Annotated in this window: 11 protein-coding genes; 9 read left to right on the forward strand and 2 right to left on the reverse strand. The window is 66.5% G+C overall.

The features are described from left to right. Nucleotides 1-101 precede the first annotated feature (101 nt). Nucleotides 102-1,466 (forward strand): HNH endonuclease signature motif containing protein, encoded by a 1,365-nt coding sequence (locus ACJH71_RS21880; RefSeq protein WP_406760081.1) that lies wholly within the window; start codon nucleotides 102-104, stop codon nucleotides 1,464-1,466. 5 nt (nucleotides 1,467-1,471) lie between these two features. Here ACJH71_RS21880 and ACJH71_RS21885 read toward each other — a convergent pair whose 3' ends face one another. Together ACJH71_RS21885 and ACJH71_RS21890 are read right to left on the reverse strand one after the other, a co-directional pair. Continuing rightward, nucleotides 1,472-3,373 (reverse strand): ABC transporter ATP-binding protein, encoded by a 1,902-nt coding sequence (locus ACJH71_RS21885; protein WP_406760082.1) that lies wholly within the window; start codon nucleotides 3,371-3,373, stop codon nucleotides 1,472-1,474. Next, a complete protein-coding gene (locus ACJH71_RS21890; protein ID WP_406760083.1) occupies nucleotides 3,370-5,118 on the reverse strand; it encodes an ABC transporter ATP-binding protein in 1,749 nt (582 codons plus the stop codon). The genes ACJH71_RS21885 and ACJH71_RS21890 overlap by 4 nt, the downstream gene beginning before the upstream one ends. Nucleotides 5,119-5,290: 172 nt before the next feature. Here ACJH71_RS21890 and ACJH71_RS21895 point away from each other — a divergent pair, with 172 nt between their 5' ends. The 8 genes from ACJH71_RS21895 to ACJH71_RS21930 all read left to right on the forward strand — a co-directional run bounded on the left by ACJH71_RS21895 (nucleotide 5,291) and on the right by ACJH71_RS21930 (nucleotide 14,146). Continuing rightward, a complete protein-coding gene (locus ACJH71_RS21895; RefSeq protein ID WP_046285706.1) occupies nucleotides 5,291-5,791 on the forward strand; it encodes a DUF3558 domain-containing protein in 501 nt (166 codons plus the stop codon). Continuing rightward, a complete protein-coding gene (locus ACJH71_RS21900; RefSeq protein WP_308486095.1) occupies nucleotides 5,788-6,333 on the forward strand; it encodes a DUF3558 domain-containing protein in 546 nt (181 codons plus the stop codon). Before ACJH71_RS21895 ends, ACJH71_RS21900 begins: the two co-directional genes overlap by 4 nt. Before the next feature lie 221 nt (nucleotides 6,334-6,554). Then, nucleotides 6,555-6,923 carry a MarR family transcriptional regulator gene (locus tag ACJH71_RS21905; RefSeq protein ID WP_406760084.1) on the forward strand — a complete coding sequence of 123 codons (369 nt, stop codon included), beginning with the start codon at nucleotides 6,555-6,557 and terminating at the stop codon, nucleotides 6,921-6,923. A 279-nt stretch (nucleotides 6,924-7,202) separates the two neighbouring features. Then, nucleotides 7,203-7,709, forward strand: a complete 507-nt coding sequence (locus tag ACJH71_RS21910; protein ID WP_406760101.1) for a MarR family winged helix-turn-helix transcriptional regulator — start codon at nucleotides 7,203-7,205, stop codon at nucleotides 7,707-7,709. A gap of 440 nt (nucleotides 7,710-8,149) precedes the next feature. Then, nucleotides 8,150-8,662: a MarR family winged helix-turn-helix transcriptional regulator gene (locus tag ACJH71_RS21915; RefSeq protein WP_406760085.1), complete on the forward strand. Its 513-nt coding sequence runs from the start codon at nucleotides 8,150-8,152 to the stop codon at nucleotides 8,660-8,662. 823 nt (nucleotides 8,663-9,485) lie between these two features. Continuing rightward, nucleotides 9,486-10,568, forward strand: a complete 1,083-nt coding sequence (gjpA, locus tag ACJH71_RS21920; RefSeq protein WP_406760086.1) for an outer membrane porin GjpA — start codon at nucleotides 9,486-9,488, stop codon at nucleotides 10,566-10,568. A 50-nt stretch (nucleotides 10,569-10,618) separates the two neighbouring features. After that, nucleotides 10,619-13,120: a PGRS repeat-containing protein gene (locus ACJH71_RS21925; protein ID WP_406760087.1), complete on the forward strand. Its 2,502-nt coding sequence runs from the start codon at nucleotides 10,619-10,621 to the stop codon at nucleotides 13,118-13,120. 429 nt (nucleotides 13,121-13,549) lie between these two features. After that, nucleotides 13,550-14,146 (forward strand): MarR family winged helix-turn-helix transcriptional regulator, encoded by a 597-nt coding sequence (locus ACJH71_RS21930; RefSeq protein ID WP_406760088.1) that lies wholly within the window; start codon nucleotides 13,550-13,552, stop codon nucleotides 14,144-14,146. Nucleotides 14,147-14,181 lie beyond the last annotated feature (35 nt).

Genomic DNA, 14,181 nt, shown 5'->3' on the forward strand with positions numbered 1-14,181 from the left:
AGAAGGCACGCCGAAGCGCGCATTTTGAATGAGGCAACGACTAGCCGCATCGCGCGCATAAAAGGCGATTCAACGCGGGGGCCCCGGGCTACTATTAGCACATGCGTTCGAATGGTCGCGAAGAGGTCGTCGAAGTCTTCGACGCTCTGTCGGCGGATCTGGATCGGGCGCTGGATCTGGACTTCGAGGCGCTCACCCCGCGAGAATGCCTGGCACTGTTGGGGCGCTGCGAACGGCTGCGGCGGCGCCTTCCCGCGGTGGAACATCCGATGGTCAATCGGCTCGCCGCCACCGACCCCGCCGAACTCGGCGGCAAACCCCGCTGGGTGCTCGCCGAAGAACTGCACATCGGCCGGGGAGAGGCCGGGCGCCGCATCACCGAAGCCGCCGAGCTCGGTGCCCGTCGCACCCTGACCGGTGAACCGTTGGAGCCGGCGCTGCCCGCGGTGGCCGCCGCCCAACGCGCCGGGAGCATCGGCCCCGCCCATATCGCGGTGATCCGCTCGTTCTTCACGTACCTGCCCGACCACATTGACCCCGGAACCCTGGCCCAGGCTGAACAGCACCTCACCGAATTGGGCACCGGATGTCGTCCCGATGAACTCGTCAAACTTGCCCAACGCTTGGCCGATCACCTGCATCCCGACGGCAACTACTCCGACGACGATCGCGCCAAACGACGCGGGATCGTGCTCGGACCCCAAGACCGCGATGGCATGACCCCGATCAAGGGCTACCTGGACCCGCAAGCCCGCGCCACCTGGGATGCGGTGCTGGCCCGTTGGGCCGCCCCCGGCATGTGCAACCCCAACGATTCCATTCCCTGCACCGGGGGCACCCCTTCCCAAGCCGGGATCGAAGCGGATGCGCGCAGTGCCGCCCAACGCAATCACGACGCCCTGACCGCCATGGGCCGCGCTCTGTTGGCCTCCGGAGAACTGGGCCAGCACAATGGATTACCGGCCACCATCATTGTCTCCACCACCCTGTCCGACCTGGAAGCTGGCACCGGAAAAGCCCACACCGGCGGCGGCAGCTGGCTCCCTATGTCCGACGTGATCGCCATGGCGTCGCATGCGCACCACTACCTGCGGATCTACCAGGGCGCCAAAGAACTTGCCCTGTTCCACACCAAGAGGTTGGCCTCACCTGCGCAGCGCATCGTGCTCTACGCCAAAGAACGTGGCTGCAGCCACCCCAACTGCCCCGTGTCCGGCTACCTGTGCGAGGTGCATCACGACGACGACTACGCCAAAACAGGTCGTACGGACATCACCGACCTCACCCTGCGCTGCGGCCCCCACCATCAACTCATCACCTCAGGTGGTTGGAAAACCCGTAAACGCCACGACGGCACCACCCAAACCCTGCCGCCACCCCACCTGGACCACGGCCAACCCCGAACCAACCACTACCACCATCCCGAGAGGCTGCTGCGGGAAAGTGAAGACGACGACGCGCCGTAACCGGCTCAGCTGCCCTCGGCCATCGCCCAGTAGGCCCCGCGGCGGGCCAGCAATTCGGTGTGGGTGCCCTGCTCGACGATCCGGCCGGCCTGCATCACCAGGATCAGGTCGGCGTCGCGGATCGTCGAAAGCCGGTGGGCGATAATGAAACTGGTGCGTCCTCGGCGCAACTCGCGCATCGCCCGCTGGATCAGCAGTTCGGTGCGGGTGTCCACCGAACTGGTGGCCTCGTCGAGGATGAGCAGTTGCGGCTGGGCCAGAAATGCCCGGGCGATCGTGATCAGCTGCTTCTCGCCGGCGCTGATGGCCCCGCCGTCGTCGTTGACCCGGGTGCCATAGCCCTCCGGCAGGGTCCGCACGAAGGGGTCGACATGCGCGGCGCGGGCCGCCTCGATGATCTCGTCCTCGGCAGCGCCGGGCCGGCCGTAGCCGATGTTCTCGGCGATCGTTCCGGTGAACAGCCAGGTGTCCTGCAGCACCATGCCGATCGACGAACGCAGGGCGCAGCGGTCCACGCCGGTGATGTCCACGCCGTCGATCAGGATCTGCCCGTGGTCCACGTCGTAGAACCGCATCAGCAGGTTGACCAGGGTCGTCTTACCGGCCCCGGTGGGGCCGACGATGGCCACCGTGCTGCCGGGCGTCACGCTCAGCGACAGGTCCTCGATCACCGGCACGCCGGGCCGGTAGCCGAAGCTGACGTCGCGGAATTCCACCCGGCCGCGCGGGACCGCGTCGTGCGGTTCGGCGTCGGGGCGCCACAGCGGCGTCGGCGGGGCCGGGGGTTCTTCGGGTTCGTCGAGGAAGGCAAACACCCGCTCGGCGCTGGCGGCGCCGGACTGAAGGGCGTTGAACATCGAGGCCAGATTCCCCAGCGGTTGGTTGAACTGGCGGACGTAGGCGATGAATGCCTGGATGCTGCCCAGGGTGATCTGCCCGGTGGCCACCTGGATTCCGCCGATCACCGCGACCGCGACGTAGCCGAGGTTGGCGATCAGCCCGGTCGCCGGTGCGATCAGTCCGGAGAAGAACTGGGCGCCGAACCCGGCCCGGTACAACTCGTCGTTGCAGTCGTCGAACCGCTGCTGTGCCCAGTCGCGGTGGCCGAACGTCCGGACCAGAGTGAAGCCGCTGTAGGTCTCCTCGAGGTGGGCGCCCAGTTGCCCGGTGGCCGCCCACTGCGCGGCGAACAGCCGTTGCGAGCGCCGGGTGATCGACCGCACCGCCAGCAGCGTCACCGGGACGCCGGCCACGGTGATCACGGCCAGTAGCGGCGAGATGGACAGCATCATCGCCAGCACCACCAGCACGGTCAACACCGAGGAGAACAGTTGACTGACCGTCATCGACACCGATGTCGCGGTGTTGTCGACATCGTTGGTGACCCGGCTCAAGAGCTCCCCGCGCCGCTGAGTGTCGAAGTAGCGCAGCGGCAGCCGGTGCAATTTGTCTTCGACGTCGCGTCGCAGCGCCCGCATGGTGCGCTGCAGGATCACGTTGAGCAACCGTGCCTGCGTCCAGACCATCAGCGCCGCAATCAGATACAGGCCCATCGCCAGCGCCAGCGTGCGCGCCACCGCGGCGAAGTCGATACCGGCGCCCGGTATCACGTCCATCCGCGACAGCATCTCGGCGTAGGTGCCCCGGCCGGCGGCGCGGGCTTCGTCGATGGCTTGCTGCTTGGTGATTCCCGCCGGCAGTCCGCGGCCGATGATGCCGTTGAACACCAGATCAGTGGCATGGCCGAGAATTCGCGGTCCGGCCACACCGAGCGCGATACCGCCCAGCGACAGGCTGATGACCGCCGCGACCAACCGGCGCTGCGGGCCCATCCGGCGGGCCAGGCGCAGCGCGGTCGACCAGAAGTTGCCGGCCCGTACCGTCGGAGCCGCCACGGGTGCGGTCACTGGCCACCGACCCCGGCGGTCAGCGACTGGGATTCGGCGAACTCGGCGTAGGTGGGGCAGTCGGCCAGCAGCTGCTGGTGGGTTCCGGCGCCGACCACCCGGCCGTCGTCGAGGACGATTACCTGATCGGCCTGGGTGACAGTCGAGATCCGCTGCGCCACGATGATCACCGTCGCGTCGACGGCCACCTCGCGCAGGGCTGCGCGGACCCGGGCGTCGGTGCGGGTGTCCAGGGCCGAGAACGCGTCGTCGAACAGGTAGATCGAGGGCCGCCGGATCACCGCCCGGGCGATCGCGAGCCGTTGACGCTGCCCGCCGGACAGATTGATCCCGCCCTGGGCCACCGGCATCGCCAGGCCGTCGGGGTGGGCCGCCACGAAGTCGTCGGCGGCGGCCACCCGCAGTGCCGCCCACATCTGCTCGTCGCTGACGGTTGCCCCCGCCGGGGCGCCGTAGCGCAGGTTGTCCGCGACGGTGCCGGAGAACAGGTAACCGCGCTGGGGTACCAGCCCGATGCCCGACCACAGCTCCTCGGGGTCGCGGTCGCGCACGTCCACGCCGTCGATGAGCACCGCGCCGTCGGTCACGTCGCGCAACCGGCAGATCAGCGACACCAGGGTGGACTTGCCCGAGCCGGTGGAGCCGACCACCGCGGTGGTGGTGCCGGGCAAGGCGGTCAACGACACGTCGTAGAGCACCGATCGATCGGCGCCGGGGTAACGGAAGCCGACACCGTTCAGGCGGATCTCGCCACTGCGCGAGGACGGCGACACCGGCCGATCCGGGGCGCTGATGGTCGGCTCGGTGGACAGCACCGCGGTGATCCGCTCGGCGCAGACGGCGGCGCGCGGCAGGATCGCCAGCACCATCGTGGCCATCAGCACGGCCATCAGGATCTGCATGAAATAGGACAGGAACGCGATCAGCGACCCGACCTGCATCGCTCCGGCGTCGATGCGCAGCGCGCCGAACCAGATCAACGCGACGCTGGAGGCGTTGATGATCAGGGTGGTGGTCGGCAGCATCAGCACCTGCAGGTTCCCGACGGTCAGCGAGGCGTCCGACAGGGCCGTGTTGGCCTGGGCGAACCGGTTGCGCTCGAAAGGCTCGCGGGCGAAGGCGCGGATCACCCGGATGCCGGTGAGTTGGTCGCGCAGCACCCGACTGATGTTGTCGATCAGCATCTGCATGCGGCGGAACAGCGGCAGCATCCGCGACACGATCAAGTAGTTGGCCAGCGCCAGCACCGGAACGCTGACTGCCAGCAGCCAGGCCAGTCCCGCGTCCTGGTGCACCGCCATCAGCACCCCACCGACGCACATGATGGGCGCGGTGACCAGTGTGCTGGCGCCCAGCTGCACGATCAGCTGGATCTGGCGGACGTCGTTGGTGGTGCGGGTCAGCAGGGTCGGCGCCCCGAAGCGGCTGGTTTCGCGTTCGGAGAACCGGATTACCTGGGCGAACACCGCCCGGCGCAGGTCACGTCCGAAGCCGGTCCCGGTGCGCGCGCCGAAGTAGACCGCCGCGATGGCGCACAACATCTGCAGGCCGGTGACGCCGAGCATCACCGCGCCCAGCCGGACGATGATCGCGGTGTCGCCGCGGACCACGCCGTCGTCGATGATCGTGGCGTTGACGGTCGGCAGGTACAGCGAAGCCAGCGTGCTGATCAGTTGCAGCACCATCACCGCGGCGACCGGCCAGCGGTAGGGCCTGAGGTAGCAGCGCAGCAGCGCCAAAAGCATGGGGCCTACTGTCGCACATCCGTGCGGTCGCGGCGTTGCTGTGCCGATACGCGGCGACACAAACCGACTGGTCACCGCTGTGTCGTGGTTGACGGGCGGCGGTGCCGCTACAGTGCATCGTGTGCGGCTCAAACTGACGGTCCCGGCCCTGGCGGCCGCTGCCCTGATTCCGATGGTCGGCGGATGTTCTGACTCCGACTCGCCTGAAGCCCAGGGCGGCAGCCAGTCTGCGTCGCCGACGGCCGAGCAGAGCAATCACGGACCGTCGTTCCCGCAGTGCGGTGGTATCAGCGACGAGACCATGGCCAACCTGACCCGCGTGTCCGGGTTGATCAGCACCGCACAGAACTCGGTGGGCTGCCAGTGGCTGCTGCGCGGCGGGATCATGGGCCCGCACTTCTCCTTCTCCTGGTATCGCGGGAGCCCCATCGGTCGCGAGCGCAAGACCGAAGAGGTCTCGCGGACTTCCGTGGAGGACATCAACATCGACGGCCACAGCGGCTTCATCGCGATCGGCACCGCCCCGACGATGGGCGACAACCTGTGTGAGGTCGGCATCCAATTCAAAGATGACTTCATCGAGTGGTCGGTGAGCTTCGCTCAGAAGCCGTTCCCGGATCCGTGCGACGTCGCCAAAGAGCTGACCCGCCAGTCGATTGCGAACTCGAAATGAGCCGCCGGGTTCTGGCCGGTGCGGTCGCGGTGTTGGCAGTGTTGACCAGCTTGACGGGTTGCTCCCGTGAGGTGGGCGGCACAGCGGTCAAGGCCGGTGCGGGCGACACCAAGCGCAACAACAACTCCGAGCGGCAGTACCCGAACCTGCTCAAGGAGTGCGAGGTACTGACCACCGACATCTTGGCCAAGACGGTGGGAGCGGACCCGCTCGACATCCAGAGCACCTTCGTCGGCGCCATCTGCCGCTGGCAGGCGGCCAACCCGGCCGGGCTGATCGACATCACCCGGTTCTGGTTCGAGCAGGGCAGCCTGGACAACGAACGCAAGGTCGCCGAGTTTCTGAAGTATCAGATCGAGCCCAAGACCATCGTGGGCGTGCCCTCGATCGTGATGCGTCCGGCCGACCCGAACGGCTCTTGCGGGGTCGCCAGCGACGCCGCAGGCGTGGTCGGTTGGTGGGTCAACCCGCAGGCACCCGGGATCGACGCGTGCGAGCAGGCGCTCAAATTGATGGAATTGACGCTCGCCACGAACTCCTGAGCCTGCCTGTCGCTTCGGCGATTCTGATGGTTTCGCCTTGAACCAAGTGGTTCAAGGCGGTGGTTTTCTGTTGCGGGCCAGAACATCTCGCTGACCTGCGAAATCTAGTCGGCCGGCGTGTTGCTGAACGCCTTTGGCGTCGGGACATATTCATGCGCCAACTCGGGTATGGCGCAGTTTTGGCTGTGCGGTAGACCTGTCGTTCGCTAGCGTCCCGCGCCGTGGACGAGTTCGAGCAACGTCGCTGGAAACCGCTTTTCAGTGGCTCGGTCAATCTGATGGCGGCACTCGACGTGCGCCTGCGCGGTGCACACGGCGTCACCCTCCGGGACGTCCTGCTTCTGGAGCTGCTCAGCATGCCGGACCGGCGGGCACATCGCATCTGCGTGTTGGCGCAGAAGCTGGGGGTGTCGCCGGGCACGTTGGCCGGACAAGTCCGTCGGTTGGAAGAGCGCGGTCTGGTCACCCGGAGCCCGTGCGGGCGCGACCGGCGCGGCATTCTGCCCCGGATCACCAGCGAGGGTTACGTGCGTCTTCACGCAGTGCTGGAGAGCCATGCGCACCTCGAAAGGGTCGGTGGCACTGATTAGGTGGCTCTGTCCGTCGCGCCTGGTTTTTCATCGCTCCGCTATCGAAACGAATAGTTTCCGCTCGAACGAAACCGAGTAGTTTCCGTTTGAACGAATTTATTCGGAAAGATGGTTTTCTCAGAAGAGTCGGAATGTCCGGTTGACCTGCCCTGTCATGTCGGGCAGGGCTTAGCTGATCGTCAATCTCGCCAAGGCGAATCCGCGATGAGATGTTGGAATTGACACGCGTTCCCCGTTTCTGCGGCGCATCCTTCGATAACATCCCGCGCCGTGGACGAGATGCATGAACTCCAGGCAATAGCTTGGCTCCCTGGGCTCGATGGAATCGAGCAACACTGCTGGCAACAGTTTCTGGCCTGCTCGCTGAATGTCGTTGACGCAGTGAACGTATGCCTCAAGGGCGCACATGATCTCTCGATACGTGATGTCCTCCTGCTGGAGCTGCTGAGCAGGCCCAAGCGTCGGGAGCACCGGCTGTGTGTGTTGGCGGAGGAGCTTGGTGTGACACAGGGCCAGCTGTCTACCCAGATCCGCCGGTTGGAAGGCCATGGTTGGATCACCCGCAGCCCGAGCCCAGGCGACCCGCGCGGCATTCTGCCCCGGATCACCAGTGCTGGGCACACGCGTCTGCATGCGGTGATGGAGACCTATGCGCAAGGGATCCGCGTGCACTACCTCAACCAGCTCAAGCATGAGCAAATGGTCAATCTGGTCGACAGCTGCCGGCGGATCAACGACTCGCTCAGCACGAATAGGCGCCGCAAGGGGCTGAAAGCCGCGCGCTGAGCGGTCTCCTTGTCTCCGTACGACGGTGGGCCGTGTGGGTTTTGGACGTCTGAGCACTTGCCGCGCGGTGTTTGCGTGGTGAATTACGCACCTACGGGTAGCTAATTAGCACATGTTGCATTGCTAGGAGATGCGGCAAATGCAAAAACTGGGTCTTTACCTGGCGTGAGCTGAGATTTAGGCTATCTGACACGGGGCACGGCTATCCCGGGATTGCGCTAGAACGCGTTATAAAACCTACTTGGGAGTAGCTTTCGCCTTGAACTAGATAGTTCAATTCGGCCGTTTTCTGGCCGGGATCGAAGTGGCTCATGACCAGCGTGTTGTCCGCAGTCAGGCGTTGCCCGCCGGCGTCGTCGGTCGATGGATCCGCCTCGGCTGCGGAACTTGCGGAGGTTTCTTCGCCAATCTGGCGGGGTCGTTCGATACCGTCGCCCGCCGTGGAGGAAGACGGTGCCGAGATCCCCGCGCATCACCTGCCGGGTCTCGATGAGATCGAGCAGCGGTGTTGGCAGGACTTCATGCAATCGTCGACTTTGCTCCTTGCTTTGATCAACGGGCGGCTGCTCGCCCGCCACGATCTGAGTCAGTTTGATTTCCTGGTGCTGGAAGCGCTTGACCGGTCGGCAGACGGTTCGGCTCGGATGGGGGACTTGGCACACACGATGGTGCTCGCGCCGAGCAGGTTGACCGAACTCATGCGGCGGATGGAATCGAAGGGCCTGGTTCGCCGTAGTCGCAGCCGAACCGACGGGCGCGGCGTGGTGGCCAGCATCACGCGCGAAGGCCGAGCTCGAATGCGGCCGGCGGCCCGGACCTATGCCCAGTCGGTGCGCGACCTCTACCTCGTCCAGATGTCGCGGCCGCAGATGATCGCATTGGGCGATAGTTGCCGGCGAGTCAACGTCCCGCTGAAGGCAGCGCAGAAGGTCAGGCGCCGCAGCGTCGGCTAGGCATAGGGCCGCTGCGTGTGCGGCGGGCACCGCCAGCCCCGCTGCACCTCAGCATTGTCTCAGCTCTAGAGGCTCGTAGGGCTTTCAATGCGTTAATGCCGATGAGCGCTTCTGCGCGCCATCGGGGCCTGGTAGAAGCCGTCGCACGATGTTTCAATCCGCAAGGATAATCGTTACGGACTGCAAGTACTCAGGAGCGGCGGGCGGTCCTGTTTGGCGGCACAAATACCGCTCATTATGGACAATTTATGGCAAACGTCGGATATGGGATACATCCCTGGTAATTCTGCTGTAGATGCTTGGATGGCAAACCAAAAATGCGGGAGATACACGTTGCAAAAATCTGACGCGCGTTAATTTCGGATTGAAACAGGAAGAATGCGCAAGAGGTTTGCTAAGCCGCCGGTCGTGCGCGGCTGAACAGGGCGTTTTGCCTCGCGGGACGGTTGCGAGAAAATATCGCGGGAGAACGACTTTAAAATGTTGGGTGAAAGCTGGGTGTGACTTAGCTAGCTGACAGGTAGCGTTGCGTTCGCTCTCGTCGGTGGCTCCTTGTCCGGGCCGTCGCAGCCACGTGTTGGCTGCTCGATGAGATCAGGCCGGCGGCTCGCCGGAGCAGCATTAACAGCCTGCGGACACCGTCGTCCTGGGTTTGCTGCGCCTACCTCAATTCACTTGTCGGCCCGCAGGAAGGGGCACCTAGATGGCTCGTCAGAACGGCACCACCGGGAATTGGCGCTCGCGCGAAGCTCATGCGCTGCCGGGGGGTTGTCCCGATTTATCCGGCCGGACGGCTATCGGCGAAAGAGGCCGAGGAAGGGAGATGGCAGCGCGGCAGGTTCTTCGTCCCTATGCCACTGCCGGTGTGGCTTTGGTGGGCGCCGGTCTTGTTGCGGTCACCCCGTTGTCGGCGTCGCTGCCGACGCTGTTCGATGTTCAGTCTCGTGCGGTGGTGTTGACGAGTGCGTGGGATGAGGTGCTCAATGCTGCGTCGGCGAATGTGACGACGATGCTGAACAATTGGTATCTGGCCCCGGGTGTGGGGATGCAGCAGTTCATGGCCAACCAGATGGGGTACTGGGACCAGTTGGCCAATGATCCGGCTGGCTCGATCAATGCGATCAATGAGCAGATTCAGCTGCATCTGAATGCGGTGCTCTCGGGGTTTGCGATGCAGGACATGACCGCTGAAACCCGCGCCACGGTGCTCAACCACACCATGGATGGCACCCATCAGCTGATGTTCGGTCAGGTCGCGGGGTATCTGCCCGCTGATGTCGATCCCGACCAGATCCTGCCGATCATCGACTACCTGGGCTCGCCATCGAGTGCGATGTTGATGGGCATGATCGGCCCGGGCATCAGCCCCTGGATTGCCTTGCTCAACGGCATCACCGACGGCGATAACCCCTTCGACATCCTGATCAACATGGGCGGGGCCTTCTTCAACGGCGCCACCCTCAACTTGGATGCGTTGTTGCCGATGATCAACGAGGCCGGCTTCTTCCCGGCCGGCATGAACATGGACCATCTGGACTTCGCGTTCGGTGGGTTGCTGTCCACGGGTGCGGCAGCGGTGAGCTACCAGGTGTTGGGCCCCGGCGGTGAGGTCGCCGCCGAGGTACCGGCGGTCGGTGGGTCGATCTTCCAAAGCGTGGGCCTGGAATTCAGTGGCGTGCCGGTGATCGGAACCCTGGATCTCAACAGTGCCGGGATCGGGCCGCTCGCAGCGATGCAGGCCTGGGGTCAAACCGTCGGCGCCCTGCTCGGGTCGGGGTGGGACGGCAAGGGTCCGGTCGTGGTGACCCCACCACTGGCTGGGGCTGAGTTGCCCATCATCGACGACGGTGGCGCCGCTGCGGCCACCGATGCGTTCGGCTGGCTGGGCGACCTGCTCGGATTCTGATTCCCCTAAACCCTTTATCCCCCAACTTCTCAAGAGAGGTCTTGCTGCACATGAGTCACCACACCAACCCGCGCCGCTCCTCCCGGGCCGTCGGCGCAGCCAGCACTGTGGGTGCTTTCCTGGCTTTCGGGATGGCCCCGCTGACCACCGCGCCGGCGGCTCAGGCCGATGAGTTCGATTGGGTCGCTGATCTTTTCGACACCTCGGCCTGGCTGGCCCCCGAGCCGGCCGAGGTGGGCGCCTTCGATTGGACCACCATGATCGATCAGTGGTTCTACGACCCGATTCACGACGGTTTGCAGGCCTGGATCACCAGTGACTTCGGTGAGCTGGTCAACGGCGCCATCAATACCATGGCCGGCCAATACCTGATCGGTAACGGTATCGACGGCACCGCCGAGAACCCCGACGGCGGCAACGGTGGCCTGTGGTTCGGTGACGGCGGCGACGGCTGGGACAGCACCGAAGCCGGGGTGGCCGGTGGTAGCGGCGGCAACGCGGCCGGCTGGATCGGCGATGGCGGCACCGGCGGTGACGGTGGTGACGGCGCCAACGGCGGTGACGGCGGAGCCGGCGGACTGTGGATGGGCCTCGGCGGCAACGGCGGCAACGGCGGCGCAGCACCCGATACCGCTACCGCCGGCGGTAACGGCGGTAACGGCGGCAACGCCTCAGCGTGGTTCTTCGGCAACGGCGGCAACGGCGGCATCGGCGGAGCCGGCATGGACGGCGCCGCGGGCACGTGGGCCAACGGCGGCACCGGCAACGGCGGGGACGGCGGGCTCGGTGGCAACGGCGGCAATGGCGGGCGCAGCAGCTTCATGTTCGGCAACGGCGGCAATGGCGGGGGTGGCGGCAATAACGGGTCCGGCGGCAATGGTGCTGCCGGAACCGTTGCCAACGTCAACGGCGGCAACGGCGGGAACGGCGTAGGGACGCAGTCCACCGGTTCCGGAGGTATCGGCGGCGGGCGTGGCTCCACCATCTACACCAGCCCGATGTACGGCACCACCGGTCAAGTCGGAGTCGGCGGTGTTGGCGGCGCCGGGGGAGACGGCGGCAACGCCTACCAAGACCCCAATGGCGACTACCTCGGCGACGGCGGCAACGGCGGCAACGGCGGGTACGGCGGCGGCAATCTTTTCGGAGGCACAGGTGACGGCGGTCACGGCGGTGACGGCGGTCACGGCGGCACCGGCTTGAACGGCGGCGATGGTGGAGCGGGCGGCAACGGCGGGCGCTCCGCCAGCGGGCCCATGCCCGGCAATGCCGGCAACGGCGGTAACGGCGGCGACGCCACCGCCGGAACAGCCGGTAACGGCGGCAACGGCGGCAGGACCTACGGCGGACTCGCCAGCGGTAACGGCGGAAACGGCGGTAACGGCGCCACCGACGACGCCTCCGTTCAAACCATCGGCGGAAACGGCGGCGCCGGCGGCTCGGGCTTTGCGGGCGGCGGCGCCGGTAACGGCGGAAGCGGCGGTTCCGGCACCTACGCCGGCGGCAACGGCGGGGCCGGTGGTAACGGCAGCACCGGCGGCTACATCGGCGGTACCGGTGGCAACGGCGGCGTCAGCACCGGATGGGACAACGGGACCGGCACCACCTACAGCCACGGCGGCGACGGCGGCAGGGGCGGCAACGGCGGCGCTGGCACCGCCGGCGTGGCTGGCGGGGTCGGCGGCGCCGGCGGCGCCGGCGCTAATGGTGCGACCGGGCCCGGTGTGGTCAGCATCGGCGGCAACGGCGGCAACGGCGGCAACGGCGGCAACGTTTCCGGTGGTGCAGCAGCCGGCAACGGCGGCACCGGCGGAGCCGGCGGCTCGGGCACCGCAACCGGCGGCAACGCCGGCAACGGCGGCAACGGCGGAACCGGGAGTGTCCCCCTCACCGGCGGAACCGGTGGTACCGCCGGCAACGGCGGGGCCGGCGGCAACGGCGGAAGCAGCGGCGGCGTCGCCATGCCGGGCGGCAATCCCTATGGCGCCGGTGCCAGCCACGCCGGCAATGGCGGCAATGGCGGAAACGGCGGCGGCGGCACCATCGGGGCCGGTGGTGACGGTGGGATCGGCGGCGCTGGTGGTAATGCGCAGGGTGACGTCGACGGCGGAAAGGGTGGCAACGGCGGCGTAGGCGGGACGGGCTCCAACGGTGAACGCGCTGCGAGCCCCGCACACGGCCCCGGCGGAAACGGTGGCGCCGGCGGCGTCGCAGGCAACGGCGGCGCCGGCGGCGCTGGTGGTACCGCGGTCGACGGTGACGGCGGCAATGGCGGCACCGGTGGAAAGGGCGGGACCGGCGGCGCGGGCAACAATGGCGGCAACGGCGGCACCGACTCCGACGGCAACACCCTGGCCGGTGGCAACGGCGGCGACGGCGGAACCGGCGGCAACGGTGGCGCCGGCGGCAACGGCGGCACCAGCACCAACGGCACTAACGGCGCCACCGGCGCGGGCGGCGCGGCCGGCGAAGGCGGTGCGGCCGGCAACGGCGGCACCGGAAACCCCGCGGGGCAGCCCGGAACGGTCGGCGACAGCGGCCAGCCCGGCTAGCAAATCAGCAAGATCGGCCACGGTCGTCGGGCTCCAAGCGAGCCCGACGACCGCGGTCGCGGGTCTCCGTGCATGCGGTTGCCCGGAGGCGCCCGTGCTTTGACGAAGCCCGAGAGGCTGGCGCGTCCGTAGCGATCAGCCGCGACTTACAGAATGGACTATTAAAGTCCTGTATTCATGTTTGGTGTGGTCCGCGCCGGCTCGCTGCGAGCCGGTTCTGCCACGCAGGCGCAGGCGTAACTGGGCCAATGACCAGTGGATATACCAGATTCCTGGCGCAGAACCCGCGGGGTCGACAACTTCGATCAGCGGCCTCCTGTCAGTCTGACTGCCAGGAAGGCTCAGTTTTCAATACAAAACGGTCGCGTCTCGGTTAGCCTCGGGGCGGCATCGTCCGGGGGTTGCGCTGTCCAGCACGGTGGCGCGGTCATGAACGAATCGAAGGGGGACAAGGGCATGGGCGGAATCGTGCCTAGCCGTGTTGGGGGCGGAGCACCCGAACTGGACTTCGCCGAGCGGAAGTCGTGGGACAACTATCTGAATGCCGTCCTACGTGTGACGATGATGCTCAACCGCCAATTGGATGATTCGCACCAGTTGTCTCTGATCGATGTGCAGCTGCTGGCCCACCTGGACAGCTCCCCGGCCGGTGGGGTTCAGATGGGTGTGCTGGCGGGTGCGTTGGCGTCCACGCCGAGTCGGCTGACCAGACAGATCCGCCGCCTCGAAGACCAGGGCTTGGTGGAGCGGACGGTGAGTCCATCTGACCGACGGCGCGTGCTGGCGACTATTACCAGCTTCGGACGGACGAGTGTGGAGCGAGCGATGATCACGTATGCCGCTTCGGTCCGGAGTCATTTCTTTGGAGTGCTGACCCGCCCACAAATCGCATCAATGGCGGAGAGCTGTGGTCAGATCAACCGCGCACTACGGATCTGCCAGGACGAAGCGCCGGCCGGCGCGCGCGGCGGCCGGCGCGATGGGCGTGAAGCCGATCGCAAGGCGGGGGTGCGCGCGGTGCGCTAGCCGCTCGAGGTAATTACGGCTGAGAAGAGATGGAC

The organism is Mycobacterium sp. SMC-15, assembly GCF_045310925.1.
Lineage (GTDB): Bacteria > Actinomycetota > Actinomycetes > Mycobacteriales > Mycobacteriaceae > Mycobacterium.

Coding starts and splice junctions, on each gene's coding strand:
- ACJH71_RS21880 (WP_406760081.1), top strand. CDS start 102: ATGCGTTCGAATGGTCGCGAAGAGGTCGTCGAAGTCTTCGACGCTCTG.
- ACJH71_RS21890 (WP_406760083.1), bottom strand. CDS start 5,118: ATGCTTTTGGCGCTGCTGCGCTGCTACCTCAGGCCCTACCGCTGGCCG.
- ACJH71_RS21895 (WP_046285706.1), top strand. CDS start 5,291: ATGGTCGGCGGATGTTCTGACTCCGACTCGCCTGAAGCCCAGGGCGGC.
- ACJH71_RS21900 (WP_308486095.1), top strand. CDS start 5,788: ATGAGCCGCCGGGTTCTGGCCGGTGCGGTCGCGGTGTTGGCAGTGTTG.
- ACJH71_RS21910 (WP_406760101.1), top strand. CDS start 7,203: ATGCATGAACTCCAGGCAATAGCTTGGCTCCCTGGGCTCGATGGAATC.
- gjpA (WP_406760086.1), top strand. CDS start 9,486: ATGGCAGCGCGGCAGGTTCTTCGTCCCTATGCCACTGCCGGTGTGGCT.
- ACJH71_RS21925 (WP_406760087.1), top strand. CDS start 10,619: ATGAGTCACCACACCAACCCGCGCCGCTCCTCCCGGGCCGTCGGCGCA.
- ACJH71_RS21930 (WP_406760088.1), top strand. CDS start 13,550: ATGAACGAATCGAAGGGGGACAAGGGCATGGGCGGAATCGTGCCTAGC.